Origin of the sequence: Acetobacterium sp. MES1, from assembly GCF_002237635.1 — a bacterium.
Classification (GTDB): domain Bacteria; phylum Bacillota; class Clostridia; order Eubacteriales; family Eubacteriaceae; genus Acetobacterium; species Acetobacterium wieringae.
Map to the genome: position 1 here is coordinate 1 of NZ_MJUY01000028.1, position 21,499 is coordinate 21,499.

The following is a 21,499-nucleotide window of genomic DNA, read 5'->3' on the forward strand; positions in this document are numbered from 1 at the left end:
CCAAATTTAATATCCATCCAAGCGGCCTGGTAGTTCAGTTGGTTAGAATGCCAGCCTGTCACGCTGGAGGTCGAGAGTTCGAGTCTCTTCCAGGTCGCCATTTACAAAACATAATAATATGTCAATACATTTTCATTAGGCTGATGTGGCTCAATTGGCATAAGTAGAGAGCCCAAAATTGACGAGAGTAGCGAGTCAAAATTTTGGTGCGAATCACTTAGTTATCTGTAGTGTATTAGCAGTAAGTAATTCAATGTATCAATACTTTTTTATTAAGCTGATGTGGCTCAATTGGCAGAGCAGCTGATTTGTAATCAGCAGGTTAACGGTTCGAGTCCGTTCATCAGCTCCATTTTTTTGTCAAAATTCGGATGGGAGAATGCCCGAGTGGCTAAAGGGGGCGGACTGTAAATCCGTTGACGACGTCTACGATGGTTCGAATCCATCTTCTCCCACCATAAGTGAGATCCGATTTCAGTACGATCCTTAGCACAACTTAATTTGATTATCTTACCCATTAGCTCAGTTGGTATAAGCAGAGAACCAAAAATGCACGACCGTAGGGAGTGAACATTTTTGTGTGAATCGCTTAGTCAGGCAAACTTGAGTATTACACAGTCGTTTGAAGACAAACAATAACTAAATAATTTTATGACCCATTAGCTCAGTTGGTAGAGCATCTGACTTTTAATCAGGGTGTCGGGCGTTCAAGTCGCCCATGGGTCACCATTAAAAAAGCTAACCGCATTTATGCGGTTTTTTATTTTTTTGTTAATAAAATGGACGGGACTAACTTGATTGTTACATTAGTAAATGAGAATCAAAATTAGAATGATAGTCAAAAGAAAATTATGCAAAAGAACATCTAATCGATCAATAAATAAAAACAAGGTTAGCCTGGGTGTGGGCAAACCTTGTTTTATGGGAATAATAGATATTTGATTAGAGATGTGCTTCAGATTTCTAATTAGCGATAATATTTATCCAGAACAAGCATGATTTCATCAATTTTAGCTTCACCATCACCTTTTTCAAAGGCATCTTTGACACAGGAATTCATGTGCTTTTTTAAAATCTCCAAATTAGTTTTTTTTAGTAGCGCCTGAACAGCCAGTATTTGTTTTGATACATCAATACAATAACGATCATTTTCCAGCATTTTAATAATGCCATCGATTTGACCCCGGGCAGTTTTTAGTAAGTTAAGCTCAGCTGAACGATCCTTAGTTTCCATAGTTTTATGCGGTGATATCAGAGGTTGGATAACCAGCTTCAGTGAGTGCTGTAGTCACTGCGTTCATATCGACATTTTCGGAAGCGGTAAAACTGGCCTGGCCTTCTTCCAGAGAAATCGATACATCTGTGATTCCTTCAAACCCATTTAAAATGCCGTCGACCCGCTTTACACAATGCTGACAACTCATGTCAGCTACTTTTAATAATTTTTTCATGTTTTTTCCTTCTTTCGTTTCTATCATTTTATTAAGAGGCAGTTCTGCCTTGATAACAGTTTGATTCAATTCATTCTTTCTAATCGGTAAGAGTTTTACTTTAAACGTCTTAAGTGATAAAGCATTGAGAACCACCGATACGGAGCTTAAGCTCATGGCTCCTGCCGCAAACATTGGGTTTAGTTTGAGTCCAAATGGGATATACAAAGCACCAGCAGCGAGGGGAATACCGATTACGTTATAGATAAATGCCCAAAATAAATTCTGTTTGATATTTCGTAATGTTGCCTTACTTAACTGGATAGCGGCGACAATATTCATTAAATCGTTTTGCATCAGAATAACATCGGCCGATTCGATGGCAACATCGGTGCCATTGCCGATGGCAATGCCAACGTCACTTTGGGCCAGTGCCGGTGCATCATTGATGCCATCACCGACCATGATAACCTGATGTCCCTGGGACTGAAGCCGCTTGATCATCGAGGCTTTTTCATGGGGGAGAACATTTGCCACCACATTGTCAATGTTTACCATGCTACCAATCGCCTGAGCAGTACGTTCGTTGTCGCCAGTAAGCATGTAAACATCAATACCCATGGCTTTGAGTTGAGAAACAGCCTGGTAGCTGTTTTCTTTAATAACATCAGCAACGCCGATAATCCCTTTGATAGACTGATTCCAGCCGACCAGCAGGGGCGTTTTTCCCAAATCGGAAAGGCGTAAATAATCTGCCATGATTGATTCGACTGTGAGCCCATTACGCTCCATCAGCTTGATATTGCCAACCAGGATTTTCTTGTCGCCAATCTGTCCCTGTATGCCGAAACCAGAGAGTGATTCAAATGTGTCAGGATAGTCTAAGGACAACTGCCGTGTAGTGGCTTCTTTGATAATCGCTTCACTGAGGGGGTGCTCAGATTTATTTTCCAGTGAAGCAGTAAGTTGTACTAATTGATTCGAATCAATTTCCGGATCATAAAGAATGATATCAGTGACGGATGGCGAACCGATGGTCAGGGTACCGGTTTTATCAAAAACGATGGTGTTGGATTTTCCAAGAATTTCCAGTGCTGGTCCATTCTTGAATAAGATGCCTTTTTCGGCACCTTTTCCGGTTCCAACCATAATTGCGGTAGGGGTAGCAAGTCCCAACGCACAGGGGCAGGAAATAACTAAAACCGATATTGCTGCTGATAAAGCAAAGGACAACCCATAGCCGAGAATCATCCAGATCACAAAGGTGAGTAGCGAAATGCTCATCACTGCCGGTACAAAGAAACGACTGATTTCATCTGCAATCCTGGCAATCGGGGCCTTAGATGATTGGGCTTCTTCAACCAGCTGAATAATTTTGCTGAGGGTCGTGTCCTGTCCGATTTTGGTCGCTTTGAATTCGAAGGAACCGGTTTTATTGATGCTACCGGAAATCACGAAGTCGCCAACCGTTTTTTCCACTGGTAAGCTTTCACCAGTAAGCAGTGATTCGTCGACGCTGGAATGTCCGGTCAGTATTTCGCCATCAACGGGAATTCGCTCGCCGGGACGGATAATCACAATATCATTCACTTGCACGGCATCGATGGCAATTTCGACTTCAATATTGTTTCGTAAAACGCGAGCTTTATCAGGAACCAGGGCAATGAGTTTTTCGATGGCCTGGGATGTTTTTCCTTTGGCTTTTGTTTCAAGAAATTTTCCCAGGGTAATTAATACTAAGATAACGGTGGTTGATTCAAAATAGAGCTCATGCGAATAATGGTGGATCAACGCCATATTATCGTAGGAAAACCCATAGGCCAGGATGAAAAGAACGACTACCCCATAAATAAAGGAGGCGCTGGTACCAACTGCCACCAGTGAATCCATATTGGGAATTCGTTTAGCCAAGGCTTTAAAGCCATTGACGTAAAAATGGCGACACAGAAAAATGACTGGCAGGGTCAAAAACATTTGGGTTAAGGCGTTGAGCAACAAATTCTGTTCACCGGCCAGAAAACCGGGGATCGGCAAGCCGAGCATCGGACCCATCGCCAGATAAACAAGGGGCAGCGTGAAAACCAGCGAGGCGATTAAACGAAATTTGACCGCATCGATCTGACTTTGATAAGCGGGTTGGCCAGTTTCTTTTTTATTGATTGGCGCAGTTTTGTCCTGATCATCCAATTCGGCCCCGTAACCCAGGGCTTCGATGGTACTGATGATCAATGATGCCGGGGCCAGATCAGGGTCATGGTGGACAACCAGTTTTTCATTTGAAAAATTAATGACTGCGGATGTAACACCATTTATTTGACCGACCTTTCGTTCAATGGCACTGGCGCAAGCCGTACAGGTCATGCCGCTGATGTTGAATTGTATTTTGTTCATGGTGACCTCCTGAATAATACACCCCTCATGGGGTGGGGTAAATTCTATAATCATCATACACCCGAATCGGAACAATGTCAAGAAAATAAGTAATTTAACGAAATTTGTAATCGGTTGCCAGAAAAAAATAGAGGTTGATAGTATTTTTTAAAGTGCTATAATGAAAATCATAATTAATGGGTATATTAATAAGAAGAAATTAGGACAAAATATTACTGAAAGGAGACTGAACATGCTACATAGTGAAGATGCTGATATTAATGTGGTCATCAGACAAGTCATCAATCTTGATACGAAGGCAGTGCGAATTAAAAAAAATGTTGTGCAACGCGCTGAGCGAATACTGGATCGTACCAAAAATGATATAAAAGAAAAAGAAAAAGCGGAGCTGGATGGCGCTCAGGAATTAGCTAAACAGAACTACCAGCAGGAAATCAACAAAGCCAGGGAAGAACGCCAGAAAATTATTGATGGAATGGAAGAGGAACTTACCAAAATCCGCTGTCGGTATGATGAAAAAAAAGAAGATAAGGCCAGGGAAGTTCTGGAAATACTCTTCAAGAAAAAAGTTAGTGATGTTTAAAAGAAAAAAGATCAGCGTCAGGCTATTTTTTTCTGATTTTCTTTCTTGATTTAAAGAAAAGTGTGAGAATCGTATGTCAAAGAGTAAATATGCTTGTATAAGTGCAAAAGCACTGGCAATGAGAGCTCGGAAAATTGATGATGATGATTTTCGTGAGCTTATAAAAGCAAAGGATTTAAAAGAAGTATTTCAGTATTTACGGGACAACACCCATTATGGGGAGTTTCTAAAGAATATGAATATTGACGATCTGCACCGAACTGAGTTTGAAGCGCATTTAAATGATCTTAAGGTTTTGGAAACAGAAAAGCTGATGCATTATTTATCAGGCGATGATAAGACTTATTTTAAGGTGTTTCTGGTACGACTGGAAGTGGAAGCGCTGCGGATTTTAATCCGGGGGATTGCCCGAAATGATGACTTGGAATCTCTTCGGGAATTGATCATCTATTCGCATCAGTATTCAACCGTCCCCTTCGAAAAGTTATTTCGGGCCCGGGATTGGGACGAGTTTAAAAAACTGCTGATCAATACCGACTACTATCGAATTCTGGAAATCTATAAAGATATCAGAATCGATCAGGATTTGGTGATGGTTGAAAAGAATCTGGATCGATATTATTACGATCTGGTTAAGAACCGGCTGCTCAAATTAGATAAGAAAGCCAATCGGGATCTGATTAATGCCCAGCGTCGTAATTTTGATCTATTAAATTTGATTTGGATTTATCGGGGTAAAAAGTTTTATAAACTATCCCGGGAAGAGTTGATAGCATACTCCTTGAGAGGTGGATTGGTATTAAATGAGAAACGATTGGTGTCATTGGTTGAAGCAAAGAATTTTATCGAGATGAAAGAACGAATTGCAGATACCGATTACGCCTTTTTATTTAATCATACCAAGACCATCGATCTGTATATGGAAAGGCGGCAGGAGCGGTATCTTTATTTTATGTATCTCAAGCTTTTTAGTGAAGGAAATGGTAGTCTGGGCCGAGTTGTTGCCTATATTCGGCTGCTGGATTTTGAGATTGAAGATATTACTTCGATCATTGAAAGTAAGCGCTATCAAATGGGAGCAGATGAAACAAAAAAATATTTAATCAGACCCATTGATTAGGGTGTGAAAGGAAGTATTCTATGGCAATTGAAAATGTGATTATGATGGATGTGGTCGGAAAAATCAAGTATGTTGATAAATTCGCCAAAGACATTTTTCTTTTCAATGATATTCAAATCGTCGATGCCATGCAGGAAATTGATTCCGGGCGGTTCATTCTTCCAATACGTGAGGAAAATATGGGTGAGCTGCTGGGATTTGCACAGCTTGTATCCGGCGAGACGATGATGGATGAGAAGAATTTTGTCAAAACAGTCAATAAGTTAAATGAACTCTACAAGGGTTCGCTTAATTTAGACATGATTTCGCTGGCAAAAAGTGAGAATGATCTTGGCAAAGCGCTGGGCAAAGCCCGGGAATTTGACGGCAATCTGGTGGTGGAATACAGTGAATTAAAGCAGGTCAATGATCAGATTGAAGCTTTGGGAAAAAGTAAAATTGCTTATTCCTATCTGGATGAGTTGGATGCAAAGATGAGTGAACTGGATAGTCTGGAGAATTTTTCCTATAGTCTTGGTTCAGTCACCAAAGATAATGCCGTGCGTTTGAAGAGCATTTACAACAGTGTGACCTCGATTGTCTTTCATGTCGGCAACCAGGAAGATAATGAAGAAGTATTTATGATTGTGTCGCCCAAAGATCTGGAGATTGAATCACAGCGGATTTTGAAGGCCCTAAATTTTAAACCGATTGAAGGGTTTGATGGTAAGTATACTGAGTCGCCCAAAGAGATTCTCGAAGCAATTGATGCAGAAATCAAAGCACTGCAAGCCAGAAATGCCGAGTTACTTAAAAAACTAAATATTCATCTGGAAGAAAACCGGGCTGATGCCACCGACAGTTTTAATACTTTGAGTCTTTATGCCAATCTTAGTATTATTAAAAAGTTTATGGCTTTCAGTGATGAAAATTTTTATTTTTCGGGATGGATTTCCAAGCGTGACAAACAGAGGATGGAAGCCATTGCTGCTAAATATCCGGAGATGATTATCATGTTTTCAGACACCAATAAGGGCAGCGGCAAGCCGCCGACGAAAATGAAAAACAACTGGCTTTTTAAACCCTTTGAAAATTTGGTCAAGCTGTATGGAGTACCCTCGTTTAATGAGCTGGACCCAACCCCTTTTTTGAGTTTAACCTATATGTTCTGTTTTGGATTTATGTTTGGTGATGTCGGTCAAGGTCTGGTCTTGGCGGTCGCCGGGTTTATTCTGGGAAAAAGGGGCGTAGAGCTTGGGAAGGTTTTGTTTCGCCTGGGAATTTGCTCCACATTCTTTGGATTTATGTATGGCAGTGTTTTTGGTTTTGAAGAAGTGATCCATGCCGTCTGGCTAAGACCATTCGAGGAGATCAATTCGATATTATTTGTTGCAATTGGAATTGGCATTGGAATGCTTTTTGTGGCCTATGTCTACAGCATTATTAATAAGCTTAGACAAAAAGAAATCAAAGAAGGTGTTTTTGGTAAAAATGGCATCTGCGGTTTTGTCCTCTACGCCAGTTTACTGGCGATTGTCGGTGTAAACGCTGGTGGATTTGCAGTGGCAACGGTGCTGACACCAATTTTAGCAATCTTGGCAGTGCTTTTGATTTTTATCGTATTAATAAGGGAACCACTGGCAAATTATTTGCAGAAAAATAGTCATCTTTACGAAGAAGAGCCCTCGGCTTATTATATTGAAAGTGGCTTTGAACTGTTTGAGATGTTGCTGGGGATGTTTAGTAACACCGTGTCCTTTATTCGAATTGGCGCTTTTGCCCTGGTTCATGTGGGGCTTTTCGTAGCCTTTCAGACCCTGGCTGAAATGGCTCATAATGGGGTCATCAGTGTGGGCGTTCTGATTTTTGCCAATATTTTTGTAATTGTTCTGGAAACATTGATCGTCTCGATTCAAGCATTGAGATTACAGTTTTATGAATTATTCAGTAAATATTATACCGGTGATGGGGTTGAATTTCGCCCCGTTGACCTGCAAATTAATTTATTTTAAGGAGAAACGCAAATGAATGTATTAACCTTTATAACCATTGGCACTGCCTTACTTGTTTTGGGAACCATTTCTCTGGGTGTCTATTTTAACTATCACGGATGTGATGCCAAACAGGTAAAACTAAAAAGATTTCTTAAGTTAAATCTGTCAACCTTTATTCCGATGTTGGCGGCCGCCTTGATTGTGATGGCACCTGGGATAGTTGCCGCCGCCACCGGTGGGGAACCGGGCGGAATGACGGATGCTGGACTCGGCTATATCGCAGCAGCACTCTCTACTGGGCTTGCCTGCGTAGGGGCTGGTTATGCGGTTGGTGTGGTTGGCTCGGCGGCTTTGGGGGCTGTTTCTGAAGATCCTAAAATTCTGGGTAAGACACTGATTTTTGTTGGACTGGCTGAAGGGGTCGCCATTTACGGTCTGGTTATTTCAATCATGATTATTGGAAGTCTGTAAGTATGAAATCATATGTAATCAGTGAGAATCGTGATTCCTATTTGGGAATGCAACTGGCTGGTATTGAAGGGGCATATGTAAAAACACAGGCAGAGATTGAGACAGCGTTTAAAGAAGCCTTGAAAGACAAGGAAATTGGGATAATTTTTCTGACCGAAAAAGCATCATTGATGATTACCGATTTGGTATTGGAAGCAAAAAAGAAATACTTTTCACCTTTAATTACGGTCATCCCCGACCGCCACGGCTATTTGCGTAGTGAAGGGATGATTATGAAGTATATTAAAGAATCTGTGGGATTGTAAGGATGTGATAAAATGATTTCAGTAGAAGAAAAACTCCGGGTATTTACCCAATATCTCTTAAGTAAGGAACGAAAATGGGGCAAAGATATCATCTACGATGCCAAGGATAAAAAGAAGGCGCTGCTGGCTGACTCCGAGGAAAAGATAAAAAAAGAAAAGCGGGCCATCGAGGAGCGGAGTTATCATACGATCTTCAGAGATAAAAACAAAATTATTGCCGAAGGTAAAAATAAAGCCAAAACTCTGGAATTGGAAGAAAAGAATCGAATCCTGATGGATTTTAATCAGCTGATCCGGGAAAAAGCCAGTGATTACCTGAGTCAAGAGGTCTATAACGATTATCTGCAGGATTGTGTGGCGCAGATTCATCAGGTTTTTGCCGGTAAAAATAATATTGTCGTTTTTGTCCGGGAAGGCGATTTTAAGCAGCTTAAAACCATCATAGATCAACAATTAACGGATTTTAATGTTGAATACCGGCAGGAATGCACAGATTGCATCGGCGGCTTTATTGCCGAGGATGCCGAAGGCCGACTCCATTGCGATTTTACGGTTGAAAATCTGATCAAAAGTAATTATAAACTCATCGGAATGACTCTGAACGGGTTTATGGAAAAGCAGGTGAGCTAAGTGGCAGTTAAGCAAGAAAATAAAGCAAAGGGCATCATCTCTGCCATTAACGGTCCCGTTATTAAAGGAAAAAATATGACCAGCTTTAAGATGCGGGAAATGGTTACTGTGGGGGAGCAGCGCTTAATCGGCGAAGTCATTGTTTTAGAAGGTGATATCGGGACGATCCAGGTTTACGAAGAAACGGAAGGCCTTAAAACCGGTCAGGAAATTACTCCCACTGGCAGACCGCTCAGTCTTAAATTGGGGCCGGGGATGCTTAAAAATATGTTTGACGGGATTCAGCGACCACTGGAAAAAATTCAGGAGCTTTCACCGATTTTTATCCCGGAAGGCATCGGCCTCTTATCGATCGATGATAAAAAACTTTGGTCGGCAACGCTCACCGTTAAACCGGGCGATTTGTTATTGGCGGGCAGCAGCTTTGGAACAGTTCAGGAGACGCAAGTCATTAAAAACCGCCTACTGGTACCACCGAACCTGTCGGGAACCGTTGTTTCCGTGGTGCCGGATGGCGAGTACACCATTGAAGAGGCACTGGTAACAATTCGCGATGCCAAAAACGAGCTCCATGAACTGAAGATGGCTCATGAGTGGCCAGTGCGGACGCCAAGGCCCAATGCCTATCGGCGGGAAACCCTGGTGCCGCTCATCACCGGTCAACGAGTGATCGATATTTTCTTTCCAATTGCCAAAGGCGGTACAGCGGCAATCCCCGGGGGCTTTGGAACTGGCAAAACGATGACGCAGCATCAGTTGGCCAAATGGTCCGATGCCGATATTATTGTCTATATTGGCTGTGGTGAACGGGGGAATGAAATGACCGAGGTTATTGAAGATTTTCCCAAACTAATTGATCCCCGGTCTGGGAAGTCGATCATGGAACGAACGGTTCTGATTGCCAATACCTCTAACATGCCGGTAGCAGCCCGGGAAGCCAGTATTTATACCGGCATTACCATTGCCGAATATTACCGGGACATGGGCTATGCGGTGGCAATGATGGCTGACTCCACTTCTCGTTGGGCTGAAGCATTGCGGGAGATTTCCGGCCGACTGGAAGAAATGCCAGCGGAAGAAGGTTATCCGGCCTATCTGCCGTCGCGAATTGCTGAATTTTACGAACGGGCCGGGAGTATTGAAACCTTGGGCGGTGATGACGGCTCGATCACGATCATTGGCGCCGTGTCGCCAGCCGGTGGCGACTTCTCGGAACCGGTCACCGAAAATACCAAGCGTTTTGTTAATGTCTTTCTGGCCCTGGATAAAAGCCTGGCCTATGCCAGACATTATCCGGCTATTAACTGGCTGGAAAGTTACAGTGGTTATATAAAAATATTATCCGATTGGTATGAGGATAATGTCGCACCGGATTGCATCACGCTGCGAAATAAAATGCTGGAGCTGATGTACGAAGAAAACAAACTTCAGGAAATGGTCATGCTGGTTGGTGAAGATGTGCTGCCGGATGATCAGCGTTGGGTTTTAGAGATTGCCAAAATCATTAAAGTTGGTTATCTGCAGCAGAATGCCTATAATAAAGATGACACCTATGTACCGCTGGAAAAACAGTACGCCATGCTAAAGGCCATTGAATATTTATATGAACGGGGCCGGGAAGGGTTAAAGCTCGGGATTCCTACCTCACAGCTCAAAAATGTGGATATTTTCAGTCAGTTTATAAAAATGAAATACACCATTCCCAATGATGATTTAAGTGGAATTGAGACGCTAAAAGATGAGATTGACCAGTATTATGAAGTGCTCTTTAAAAAATATGAGAATTAAGGGGGAATAGCATGAAAAAAGAATATCTGCAAATCGACAAAGTCGTTGGCCCCCTGATCCAGATTTCGGATGTGGATGACGTCTTTTACGGCGAAGTGGTTGATATTGTCGAAATCAGCACCGGCAACATCAAAAAGGGAAAAGTCATTAAAATTGAAGAAAAAAATGTGATCATTCAGGTATTTCAAAATACCGCCGGTTTAGCCGCCGGAAACAGCATCATCAAGTTTACCGGGGAAGCATTTAATTTACCGATGTCCCTGGATTTGCAGGGACGGATCTTTAACGGCATTGGTCAACCGATTGATAACGGCAGTGATATCTTCAGTTTGGTTGAAGCCAACATTAATGGCCGCCCGATTAACCCGATGTCCCGGGAATATCCCCGTAATTTTATTCAAACCGGGATTTCTTCCATCGATACCCTAGCCACCTTGATTCGTGGTCAAAAGCTGCCGATCTTTTCCGGCAATGGCTTACCGCACAATGAATTGGCGGCCCAGATTGTGCGTCAGGCCAGACTGGGTGATAATGTCAACGAAGAATTTGGTGTGGTGTTTGCGGCTATCGGCGTTAAACATGATGACGAGAAGTTTTTCAGGAAGAGTTTTGATGAAGCAAATGTTATGGATCGGGTCGTCATGTTTGTCAACTATGCTGATGATCCCATCGCTGAGCGGGTCACGACACCCCGGTGTGCCCTGACAGCCGCCGAATACCTGGCCTTTGAAAAGCATATGCACATTCTGGTAGTCATGACGGATATCACCAGTTATTGTGAAGCGCTTCGGGAAATCTCATCAGCCCGGGAAGAAGTACCCAGCCGGAAAGGCTATCCTGGTTATATGTATTCGGATCTGGCCTCTCTCTATGAACGGGCCGGGATGCTAAAAGACCAGGTCGGTTCGATTACCTTCCTGCCGATATTGACGATGCCTAATGACGATATTACCCATCCGATCCCGGATTTAACCGGTTATATCACCGAAGGTCAGATTGTGCTTGGGAGAGATTTGTTCCAGCGCAGTATCTATCCGCCAGTGGCTATTTTACCCTCGTTGTCACGACTGATGAAAGATGGGATTGGGGAAGGCTTTACCCGAGGGGACCATGCCGAGGTGGCCAACCAGTTGTTCGCCTCGTATTCCAAGGTTCAGGAAGTTAGAGATTTATCACAGATTATTGGAGAAGAAGATTTAAGCCCCACCGATAAAAAGTACATGGCATTTGGCCGGGCTTTTGAAGCACAGTTTCTTAATCAGGGTTTTGATGAAGGTCGAAATATTATTGAAAGCCTTGATCTCGGCTGGCAGCTCTTGTCACTGTTGCCGCTGACCGAACTGGATCGTCTCAGTCCCGAAAACATTGATAAGTATTTTCCCAAGAAGGCATAGGTGGTGCCATGGCCATTAAAATAACGCCGACCAAGGCGAATCTGATTAAAGCCAAGGGACGGCTGAAATTTTCAATTAAAGGGTATGAGCTACTCGATAAAAAAAGAACCATTTTAATTCAGGAAATCATGCAGCTGGTCAAGGAAGCCGAGCTGATTGAGAGAGAAATTGGGCAGATGTTTCGGGACGCCTATGAAGCCCTGCAGCAGGTCTGTATCAGCATGGGACTCAATCACCTGGAAGAGTTTGCCCTTTCGGTGCCCCCGGAGATCAGTTTTGAAATTCGGGCCAAGGGGGTCATGGGGGTAGACATTCCCGAAGTCATTTATACGGAACGGCGGGAACGAAACCTGGCCTTTGGTTTTAATGAAAATAACCCGGCCCTGGATATTGCCATCAAGAAATTCAACGATGTCAAATATTTATCTTATCAGCTGGCGCAGGTGGAAACAACGGCCTATAAACTGTCGCTGGAAATAAAAAAAACCCAGAAAAGTGCCAACGCTCTGGACAAGATCCAGATACCCCGATTAAAGGCCGAAATTAAGTACATTCAGGATACCATTGAAGAGAAAGAGCGGGAAGAGTTTTTCCGGCTTAAAAAGGTTAAAAACAGACGATAAAAAACAAAGCCGGAGCATTGCTCCGGCTTTTGCTTTGGGTGCTGAACTCCCGTACCAATCGAATGTCGGTGCAGGGTTGGGCGATCAGCCTTTCTGGACGTTATAAACGGCTTCTTTGGGAATCAGGTTAAAGTCCGAAGCACTCAGCAGGGCGATGGCTTTTTCCTGATCGTCGGCTTTAAGAATAATCAGGGGTGAACCCTGGTTATTGGGCATGACGAAGGAGTAGACATATTCGATGTTAACGTCATTTTCAGAAAGCAGGGCAAAGACATCGTGGAGGCTGCCGACCTTGTCGGAGGGATCAACCGCCAGCACATAGCTTTGCTTGACAACGTGACCAGCTTTTTTAAGCGCCTCGGCCCCTGCTTCGGGCTTATCGACGACGATCCGCAAAATACCGAATTCGGCGCTGTCAAAAACGGAAATGGCCCGAATGTCGACCTGGGCATCTTTAAGGACCCCGGTGATCTTGGCTAGATGGCCTTTTTTATTTTCAATAAAGACTGACAATTGACTAATTAGCATGGTTTGCCTCCTATAAATCTTCAGATCGCAGATCGATGACCCGTTTGGCTTTGCCTTCGGAGCGCACCAGACTTTTGGGCTCAACCAGGTGGATACCAGCGTGAATCCCGAGGATCGTGTGCAGCTTGGTCTGGATTTCTTTATACAGCTGATCGAGCAGGGTCACTGAGACCAGCAGATCCTGATTGACCACTTCGACGTCGATCTCGATCCGATCGAGATAGCCTTTTTTAAGGACCCGAATCTGGTAGTTCGAACCGATCCCTTTAATACCCAAAAGAACGCCTTCAATTTGTGAGGGGAAGACATTGACGCCGCCGATGATTAACATATCGTCGGTCCGTCCGGTGATCTTGGCCATCCGGGCTGAGGTTCGGCCGCAATCACAAGGCGTGGTATCGAGCCTTGTGATGTCCTTGGTGCGGTAACGGATCAGTGGTAGCCCTTCTTTGGTAATCGGGGTGATGACCAGTTCGCCGACTGCGCCTTCCGGCAGCACCTCCAGGGTTTCCGGGTCGATGATTTCAGCAATAAAGTGATCCTCATTGATGTGCATCCCTTTAAAAGCCAGACACTCGCCGGAAACGCCGGGGCCGATCAATTCGCTCATGCCGTAGTTTTCAGTGGCGGTGATGCCCCAGGCTTCATTGAGTTTGGCCCGCATTTCTTCGGTGGAACCTTCGCCGCCAAAGAGGCCGTATTTAAGAAACAGCTCTTCTTTGGGATCAATCCCCATTTCCTGAGCGGCTTCGGCCAGATGCAGGGCATAGGATGGGGTACCGATCAGGACGGTGGATTGGAAATCCTGCATGATCATAATCTGTTTCTGGGTATTGCCGGCCGACATCGGAATGACCCCGGCGCCGATCTTTTCTAACCCCTGCTGAAGACCAAAGGCCCCGGTAAAGAGGCCAAAGCCAAAGGTGATCTGGGCGGTATCGTCAGCGGTGACGCCGCCCATGGTGGCGATCCGGGCGATCACTTCCCGCCACACCTTCATGTCGTGTTTGGTGTAACCGACCACGGTTGGCTTGCCGGTGGTGCCGGAAGAGGCGTGATAGCGGACAATTTTATTTTTGGGCATGGCAAAGAGCCCAAAGGGATAATTTTTGCGGAGATCTTCCTTGGTGGTCAGCGGCAATAGCCGCATATCTTCCAGGGTGCGGATATCCACCGGTTTAACCCCGGCGGCTTTGAATTTTTCATGATAATAAGGCACGTTTTCATAAACGTGGTTCAGCGTTTTCTTTAAACGCTTAAACTGCAGTTTCCGGAGCTCGTCCCGGGACATCTTTTCTTTATCAGACCATATTTTCATAACTTCTCCCCTCATCTAATCAGCTTGCTGCCAGTATTTTATATCGTTTAGTTTGTCGGTTTCCAGGAACTTTTTAAAGAGACAATCTGGTTAAATACCGGAGCCTCCGGGGTTGAATATTTGGGATCGACGGAGAAAAATCCGTTGCGGATGAACTGAAATTTTTGATAGGGTTGCGCCTTTAATAATTCCGGTTCAATATAGGCTTTGACAATTTCCAGAGATTTCGGATTGATTCGCTCCAGAAAATTATCTTTCGTCAGGCCGGAATCATCCTCCACCAGATAGTCATAGAGGTGAAGTTCGACTTCGCTGGCATGACTGGCGTCTACCCAATGGATGGTGCCTTTGACCTTCCGCTCACAGCCAGCACCGGATTTGGTGGCAGGGTCGTAGGTGCATTTCAGTTCAATGACATGGCCGTCGGCGTCTTTTATTACTTCCTGACAGGTGATAAAGTAGGCACCCCGTAGGCGAACCTCATTGCCGGGGAAGAGGCGGAAGTACTTTTTGGGTGGTATTTCCATAAAATCACTGCGATCAATCAGGATTTCCCGGCTAAATGGGGTGGTATAGGAACCCATTTCGTCATTTTCCTGGTTAAGTGGTAACTCAACCCACTCAGTTTGATTTTCCGGGTAGTTGGTGATGGTTACCTTCAGGGGATCGATTACGGCCATTAAACGGGGTGCTTTAAGTTTTAAATCGTCCCGGATAAAATGTTCCAGCATGGCGATGTCGACAGTGCTATTGGTTTTAGCGACACCGATCGCTTCACAAAAAGCCTGAATCGATTCAGGGGTAAAGCCCCGGCGGCGTAAGCCGGAGATGGTGGCCAGACGGGGATCATCCCAGCCATCGACAATTTTTTCTTCCACCAGTTGTTTTAAAAAGCGCTTGCCGACAATGGTTTTGGTCAGATTGAGCTTTGCGAATTCGATTTGCCGGGGCGGTTCTTTCTTGAAGTCGTCGATGTTGGCCAGCACCCAGTCGTAGAAGGGGCGGTGATCTTCAAATTCCAGGGTACAGAGAGAGTGGGTAATCCCTTCTAAGGCATCCTCAATCGGATGGGCGTAATCGTACATCGGATAAATATACCAGTCTTCGCTGGTGGAGTGGTGGCTGGTATGCAGAATCCGATAGATGGCCGGATCGCGCATATTCATGTTGGGGCTGGCCATATCGATTTTGGCCCGCAGAATGTGCGAACCTTCCGGTAGCTCGCCCGCCTTCATTTGTTTAAAAAGCTGCAGGTTTTCTTCGATCGGGCGGTTGCGGTACGGGCTTTCCTTACCGGGCTCAGTCAGGGTGCCCCGATACTGGCGCATTTCCTCGGCGGAGAGCTGGTCGACAAAAGCCAGGCCCTTACCGATCAGTTCGACGGCGTAGTCAGCCATTTTATCAAAATAGCTGGAGGCAAAAAAAAGCCGGTCATCCCAATCGATCCCCAGCCAGCTGAGATCTTCCTTGATGGAATCGACAAATTCGAGCTCCTCTTTGATGGGGTTGGTATCATCAAAGCGGAGATTGAATTTTCCATGATACTGCTTGGCAATCCGGTAATTAAGTAGTGAGGCTTTGGCATGACCTATATGTAAATAGCCGTTTGGTTCGGGGGGAAAGCGGGTGTGAACGCGATCATTTTTATAAACCTTGTCGGCAATATCCTGATCGATGGCATTGGTGATAAAATTCGTCTTTTTTTCTATGGGCTCCATTAATTTCCTCCTGAGATTATATTTGCCAATAATACCATAAAGCCAGCTTTATTACAATAAATTGACTGGTGGTAAAGTAAAAAGCGGGCTATTTTTTTAGAAAGACACCGTTCTGATAAAAAAGCTCCCCGTCGGCATAGATTGCCCCGCCGTCCTTCATGTCACAGAGCATGTCCCAGTGAAGCATCGAATCGTTAATCGGGCCGCATTCCGGGTAGGATTTGCCCAGGGCCAGATGAATGGTGCCGCCGATTTTTTCGTCAAACAGCATGTTTTTGGTAAATTTGGTGATTCCGTAATTCGTGCCAATGGCAAACTCGCCAACATAGCGGGAGCCAGCATCGGTGTCAAGCAGGGCGTGAAGCAAGGCTTCGCCCCGTTTGGCGCTGGCCGTAACAACCCGGCCGTCCGCGAAGGTCAGTTGGATATCTTCAATTTCCTGACCACTGTAAATACCGGGAAAGGTGAAACGAATGGTTCCGTTGACGCTTTCCTTTACCGGTGCAGTAAAGACTTCGCCGCTGGGAAAATTGTGGTGACCATCGGAATTGATCCAGATCCGGTTTTCGGTACGAAGCGTCAGGTCGGTACCGTTGGCCATCACATGGAAGCTGGTTTTCGTGTTTAAATAGGTAACCATGGCTTCCTGCTCGTCATGGATTTTTTGCCAGGCGGCAATAGGATTCTCACCATTTAGGAGACAGGCAGAAAAAACGAATTCTTCATAGTCAGACAGCGACATGTTTGCTTCCTGGGCACCGCTTTCGGTGGGGTAGAGGCACAGCGTCCAATCCATTTCACCCCGGGCTACCCGGTCATTGTAAATTTGGGTAATCGGTGCACCGAAACGGCGCTGCAGTGCGATTCGTTCACTGGGAATATTTGATAACGACTTGAGGTTATGATCCCCCAGAATGTTTAGAATCTTATCGGCTTTGGCATAAACCGCCATCATCATCGGCGCATTAAACTTTAGTTGTTCGTCGCTGCCCTCTTTTAGAAGAATTTCCGAAAGACCTTCTGGGTTGAGCAGAACCGTGGGGTGGGCTCCGGCTTTCAAGACCTCCCGGTAGCACTCTCTAATCAGAGGCATGGCCAGGTCAGATCCGCGGATCACAACCCACTCATTAGGCTTAACATAAAGGGAGTAATTGACCAGGGTTTGGGCATATTTTATCAGTCGATGATCTCTCATGGTTTATCTCCTTATAATTGAAATTGTATGAGTTAAATATATCCGAAAAAAGAATTTAACTCAATAAAAAAATAAAAAAACAGGTGACAAATGTAAACGAACATTGTATAATAACGATAGTATAGTTAATGATTACAAGTTCATAAATGGTAACAACATTCAGACAAAATTGTCCATGCTCCATTTAACAAAGAATAATCAGATCCTGTACATTAAAATTAAGTGGAGGTACTCATGGAAGACAGAACTTTAGTTTGTCAAGATTGTGGCGAAGAATTTGTATTTACTGTAGGTGAACAAGAATTCTACCAGGAAAAAGGTTTTGACAATGAACCAAAAAGATGTCGTGAATGTCGAACAAAAAGAAAACAAACTAGAAGACCAAGAAACAGCAACTTCTAGGAATTTCTAAAAAAAACAATGAAGATCCCTTATAGGGATCTTTTTTTCTTGTTGATTTGGAAAGCCTGAGAATTGATCCAACCAAATGATATGAGTAGTTGATTGACGCATAAACAGATTTCCCAATGAAACGGGAAGAAAGAAAAACAAATGATAGACAAGGCTCACGTTTATATCGTAAAATGTAATGATGATACCCTTTATACTGGGTGGACCACTCACATCGAAGCGCGAATCAAGGCCCATAATGCGGGAACCGGTGCAAAATATACCCGGGGACGGTTGCCAGTCACGTTGGTTTATTGGGAAACGCTGACCACCCGTTCGGAAGCCCTCAGTCGTGAAGCAGCCATCAAGAAAATGTCAAAAGCGAAGAAATTAGAGTTGATAAAGAACCATGAATCAAAAAAGTAAAGGAGTTTTCAGATGAATCCCTTTGTCAATGAAATCCCAGTTTACGAAACCCTTGCCAATGGTAACGCCATTATTATTATCTATGATTTGTTCATTCTTCTGCTTTTTTTATTTGAATTGTTTCTGTTCTACAACAAAGAACGCATTATTTCTGAAGTGAAGCAGAACAAAACAAAAAAGATTAAACCAGTTCGCCGTTTTCTGGTAAAATTGATTGTCAATTATGAATATCAGGGAATTCTAATGGTCACTGGTGTTTTGTTGGTGATCTCGTTATTGGTGGTGTCGCTGCATCACCGAATACTGTTCAGCGAACTGATTGGAATTTTAGGAAGCTTTGCCGTTTTTATTATCATCGTATTTTTAGTGCAACACCTTTTTATGAAAATCGATCAGTTTCAGGATATTATTGTCTCCCGCTTTATGGATCTGATCTTTTATCTCGTACTGGGTCATTATTTTGTGCTGTTTGCTAACTTTATCACTCCGCCGAGCCTGCCGCTGGGTTTGTTGGGTCTTTCTTTTGCCCTGATGCTCTGTTTCTCGGTGATGATCCGGGCGATCGCCAATCCTACCTTAATCCGCAGTTCCGTTTCCAAAAGGCGTAAATATCACGAAACCGCCAGTATTCTAAAAGGGATGCTGGTACTGGTTGTCAGTGAAATGAGTATCCTTTATCTGATGGTCTATAATTGTTTTAAAATCAATCCCGGTTTTTACGTAGCCAATTCAAACCGGGCCCTGGATGCCTTTGACATGCTCTATTATATGGTGATTTCCTTTGCCACTATTGGTTATGGAGATATTCATCCGGTTCGTTTTAATGGCATTATTTACGGCGAACTGGTGGCCATGGTAATTGGTTTGGCCAGTATGTTCAGCACCGCCTGCTTTGTCGGTGCGGTGGTTGCCGGAGCCGCCCAGATGAGTTGGAATCAGGGTATGGAAGGAAAAAATCAGGATAACGATGCATCATCAGATCAGGACGAACATAATGAGCGCCGAAGCATGATTTCTGTGATTCATGAAAAATTGAAAAATAAAGAGCTTTAACAGGCAATTACTAAAAAGAAAGGTTATTAATGATGAAATTTTATTTTGCATTATGGTTGGCAAAATTAATGGGGATTGCCATCAAACTTGTCAGCAAGGGGCGGGGAACCAACCTTCCCGGGGAGAAGGCGTTGGCAATCGACCCGGATTTTGTCAAACATTTTAAAAATATTGATTATTCCAAGGTCGTTTTTATTACCGGAACCAATGGGAAATCGTCGACCACCAATCTGCTAACGCATATATTAAAGCAGAATGGTAAAAAAATTGTTTCCAATCTGGAAGGTGCCAACCTCTTGGGGGGGATTGCCACAAGTCTGGCCAAAGAAGCCAGCTTGTTTGGGAAACTTAAGGCCGACTACTATATTTTTGAAACCGATGAACGCTATCTGCCGTTAATTTACGCCCAATTACCAGCCGAAAATATGCTGATCACCAATCTCCAAAAAGATCAGGTCCAGAGAAATGGGGATCCGGATTTTATTATCCGCAAGTTAAAAAAGGTGGTCAATCCCAGAATGACCCTGATCCTCAATAACGAAGAACCGCGATCCCGATTTTTCGAGGAAGTCGCCCGTCGTTCGATTTATTACAGCGTATCCCGCCATGATGAATCCTTCGTAAAGGGTGGCGATTACCCCACCCAGGCGTGTCCCAAATGCCATCACGATCTGCGTTTTGACTATTACAATGTCGACAGCATCGGCGCCTTTGCCTGCGATTTTTGTGGGTTTGCCAGCAAAAGCACGCCGGACTATTTGGTTACTGCGCTTAACTTTAAAGATAATACCTTCAAATTGAAGGATGTGGTCTTTAATATGCCCTATGATCTGCCCTTTATGTTTTATAATTATGCTGGCGCGCTGGCCGTTTGCGATGCGCTTTGTGGGATTACACCGGCAGCCGCAGCCCGAGCCTTTGAAAATTTTAAAAATATCGGTGGTCGCTTTGAGGTCTTGACCTACAAAAATAAAACCATTAAATATATGCGGATTAAACAGGAAAATCCCGATACCCTCCAGAGTGCCTTAAATATTATGGCATCAGACAAAAGTAAAAAAATGGTGGCTCTGGGTTTGTATGTAGTCAATGATTTTGTTCCCCATTACATCAATACCTTTTACGCCTTTGACTGTGATTTTAAACCGTTGGTAGACTCCAATGTGGAGCGATACCTGTGTTTCTCTGAGCATGTTGCTTATGATACCGCCAATCGACTGGTTTATGATGGGGTTTCAAAAGAAGTGATCACGATCATGGACAGTGACAACATCAGTGAAATATTTGCCGAAATCGACAAGGCCGAAACCGATAATATTTATTTGATCACCTGGATTTCTACCTTTGAAAAGATGAAAAAATTCATTGAAGGAGGACAGAACTAATGGAACAGACCATAAAAGTTGGCTGGCTTTTTAATAATATGTTTAACCTTCATGGCGATCGGGGTAATCTGCTGGCGATTCAGGCCGAGGCAAAAAGACGGGGCTACCAGGTTGAGGTTACCCAAATTAACTTGGACACAGAGACCTTTAACCCGCTTGATTTTGATTTTCTGTTTTGTCCACCGGGTGAAATTGAGCATTTTGAGGCGGTGGCAGCCTATCTGGAACCGCATCGAAACGAACTGATGGCCTATATTGAAACCCGACCGATGTTGGTGACCGGCACCACCGTAGCACTGTTTGGGGAAACGATAAAGCGGGATGATCAGTCCGAGATTATTGGACTGGGGATCATTGAGATTGAAGCCCGTGAGAATCACGCCGTGTACGGCGATGATCTGTATTACACCTGTCAGTACAATGGCAAGGAAATGGAAATGATCGGTAGTCAGATCCAAATGATCGATCTGGATATTAAAGAAGAGTCACCATTTGGACGGCTTAAGTATGGCTACGGCAATAACGGCAAGACGAAGTTTGAAGGGGTGATCAGCGGCAAAGGGATTTTTACCAATACCCTGGGCCCGGTTTTGGTTTGCAACCCCTGGCTCACCGAAGAAATCATCAATTTGATTGAAGTCAATAAAACCTGGCCAGTTTGGGACGAACACCGGGATAACAGCCTCGAGTTGAAGTCACAAAAAAGCAAAATGGTTCATATCAATAAAAAAGAAACCCGGCTAAAGCGCATCAGTGAACGTTAGTATAAAATCATAAG

At 44.0% G+C, this 21,499-nt stretch carries 20 protein-coding genes and 4 tRNA genes; 18 read left to right on the top strand and 6 right to left on the bottom strand.

What is annotated here, in order from left to right; all coding sequences use genetic code 11:
• Positions 1-23 precede the first annotated feature (23 nt).
• The 4 genes from BI182_RS09860 to BI182_RS09875 all read left to right on the top strand — a co-directional run bounded on the left by BI182_RS09860 (position 24) and on the right by BI182_RS09875 (position 729).
• A tRNA-Asp gene (locus BI182_RS09860) sits at positions 24-100 on the top strand.
• 176 nt (positions 101-276) lie between these two features.
• Positions 277-352, top strand: a tRNA-Thr gene (locus BI182_RS09865).
• 21 nt (positions 353-373) lie between these two features.
• Positions 374-458: transfer RNA gene (locus BI182_RS09870), tRNA-Tyr, on the top strand.
• Positions 459-653: 195 nt separating this feature from the next.
• A tRNA-Lys gene (locus BI182_RS09875) sits at positions 654-729 on the top strand.
• A gap of 238 nt (positions 730-967) precedes the next feature.
• Here BI182_RS09875 and BI182_RS09880 read toward each other — a convergent pair.
• Positions 968-1,234 carry a metal-sensing transcriptional repressor gene (locus BI182_RS09880; RefSeq protein ID WP_070369748.1) on the bottom strand — a complete coding sequence of 89 codons (267 nt, stop codon included), beginning with the start codon at positions 1,232-1,234 and terminating at the stop codon, positions 968-970.
• Between the two features lie 4 nt (positions 1,235-1,238).
• Positions 1,239-3,821: a heavy metal translocating P-type ATPase gene (locus tag BI182_RS09885; protein ID WP_228882724.1), complete on the bottom strand. Its 2,583-nt coding sequence runs from the start codon at positions 3,819-3,821 to the stop codon at positions 1,239-1,241.
• Positions 3,822-4,053: 232 nt separating this feature from the next.
• Between BI182_RS09885 and BI182_RS09890 the strand changes: the two genes are divergently transcribed.
• The 9 genes from BI182_RS09890 (at position 4,054) to BI182_RS09930 (ending at position 12,708) form a co-directional block, all read left to right on the top strand.
• On the top strand, positions 4,054-4,404 hold the full coding sequence (locus BI182_RS09890) for a hypothetical protein (protein WP_070369750.1): 351 nt from the start codon (positions 4,054-4,056) through the stop codon (positions 4,402-4,404).
• A gap of 73 nt (positions 4,405-4,477) precedes the next feature.
• Positions 4,478-5,524, top strand: coding sequence for a V-type ATPase subunit (locus BI182_RS09895; protein WP_148637668.1), 1,047 nt, complete (start codon positions 4,478-4,480; stop codon positions 5,522-5,524).
• Positions 5,525-5,544: 20 nt separating this feature from the next.
• Entirely contained in the window at positions 5,545-7,515 is a 1,971-nt protein-coding gene (locus tag BI182_RS09900) for a V-type ATP synthase subunit I (protein WP_228882721.1), read from the top strand.
• A 12-nt stretch (positions 7,516-7,527) separates the two neighbouring features.
• Entirely contained in the window at positions 7,528-7,968 is a 441-nt protein-coding gene (locus BI182_RS09905; RefSeq protein WP_250935188.1) for an ATP synthase subunit C, read from the top strand.
• A 2-nt stretch (positions 7,969-7,970) separates the two neighbouring features.
• Positions 7,971-8,273 carry a V-type ATP synthase subunit F gene (locus BI182_RS09910; protein ID WP_070369753.1) on the top strand — a complete coding sequence of 101 codons (303 nt, stop codon included), beginning with the start codon at positions 7,971-7,973 and terminating at the stop codon, positions 8,271-8,273.
• Between the two features lie 12 nt (positions 8,274-8,285).
• Positions 8,286-8,903 carry a V-type ATP synthase subunit E gene (locus tag BI182_RS09915; RefSeq protein WP_070369754.1) on the top strand — a complete coding sequence of 206 codons (618 nt, stop codon included), beginning with the start codon at positions 8,286-8,288 and terminating at the stop codon, positions 8,901-8,903.
• Positions 8,904-10,691, top strand: coding sequence for a V-type ATP synthase subunit A (locus tag BI182_RS09920; protein ID WP_148637671.1), 1,788 nt, complete (start codon positions 8,904-8,906; stop codon positions 10,689-10,691). It begins immediately after the preceding gene.
• 11 nt (positions 10,692-10,702) lie between these two features.
• Positions 10,703-12,085, top strand: a complete 1,383-nt coding sequence (locus BI182_RS09925) for a V-type ATP synthase subunit B (RefSeq protein ID WP_070369755.1) — start codon at positions 10,703-10,705, stop codon at positions 12,083-12,085.
• Between the two features lie 8 nt (positions 12,086-12,093).
• The gene (locus tag BI182_RS09930; RefSeq protein ID WP_286807566.1) at positions 12,094-12,708 is read left to right on the top strand and encodes a V-type ATP synthase subunit D; all 615 of its coding nucleotides are present in this window, start codon (positions 12,094-12,096) and stop codon (positions 12,706-12,708) included.
• An 84-nt stretch (positions 12,709-12,792) separates the two neighbouring features.
• Here the strand turns inward: BI182_RS09930 and BI182_RS09935 are convergent, their stop codons facing one another.
• The 4 genes from BI182_RS09935 to BI182_RS09950 form a co-directional block, all read right to left on the bottom strand.
• Positions 12,793-13,236, bottom strand: a complete 444-nt coding sequence (locus BI182_RS09935) for an ACT domain-containing protein (protein WP_070369757.1) — start codon at positions 13,234-13,236, stop codon at positions 12,793-12,795.
• Between the two features lie 10 nt (positions 13,237-13,246).
• Positions 13,247-14,554: a phenylacetate--CoA ligase family protein gene (locus BI182_RS09940; protein ID WP_070369758.1), complete on the bottom strand. Its 1,308-nt coding sequence runs from the start codon at positions 14,552-14,554 to the stop codon at positions 13,247-13,249.
• Positions 14,555-14,601: 47 nt separating this feature from the next.
• A complete protein-coding gene (locus BI182_RS09945; protein ID WP_286807568.1) occupies positions 14,602-16,272 on the bottom strand; it encodes a glutamine--tRNA ligase/YqeY domain fusion protein in 1,671 nt (556 codons plus the stop codon).
• A gap of 88 nt (positions 16,273-16,360) precedes the next feature.
• Positions 16,361-17,467, bottom strand: coding sequence for an aminopeptidase (locus tag BI182_RS09950; protein WP_286807570.1), 1,107 nt, complete (start codon positions 17,465-17,467; stop codon positions 16,361-16,363).
• Between the two features lie 234 nt (positions 17,468-17,701).
• Here BI182_RS09950 and BI182_RS09955 point away from each other — a divergent pair, with 234 nt between their 5' ends.
• From BI182_RS09955 to BI182_RS09975, 5 genes are all read left to right on the top strand, one after another.
• On the top strand, positions 17,702-17,869 hold the full coding sequence (locus BI182_RS09955) for a zinc-ribbon domain-containing protein (protein ID WP_070369760.1): 168 nt from the start codon (positions 17,702-17,704) through the stop codon (positions 17,867-17,869).
• Between the two features lie 150 nt (positions 17,870-18,019).
• Positions 18,020-18,283: a GIY-YIG nuclease family protein gene (locus BI182_RS09960; RefSeq protein WP_070369761.1), complete on the top strand. Its 264-nt coding sequence runs from the start codon at positions 18,020-18,022 to the stop codon at positions 18,281-18,283.
• Between the two features lie 12 nt (positions 18,284-18,295).
• Positions 18,296-19,336 (top strand): potassium channel family protein, encoded by a 1,041-nt coding sequence (locus BI182_RS09965; RefSeq protein WP_228882718.1) that lies wholly within the window; start codon positions 18,296-18,298, stop codon positions 19,334-19,336.
• A gap of 29 nt (positions 19,337-19,365) precedes the next feature.
• The gene (locus BI182_RS09970; RefSeq protein ID WP_286807572.1) at positions 19,366-20,721 is read left to right on the top strand and encodes a Mur ligase family protein; all 1,356 of its coding nucleotides are present in this window, start codon (positions 19,366-19,368) and stop codon (positions 20,719-20,721) included.
• Positions 20,721-21,485 (top strand): cobalamin biosynthesis protein CobQ, encoded by a 765-nt coding sequence (locus BI182_RS09975; protein ID WP_070369763.1) that lies wholly within the window; start codon positions 20,721-20,723, stop codon positions 21,483-21,485. The genes BI182_RS09970 and BI182_RS09975 overlap by 1 nt, the downstream gene beginning before the upstream one ends.
• Positions 21,486-21,499 lie beyond the last annotated feature (14 nt).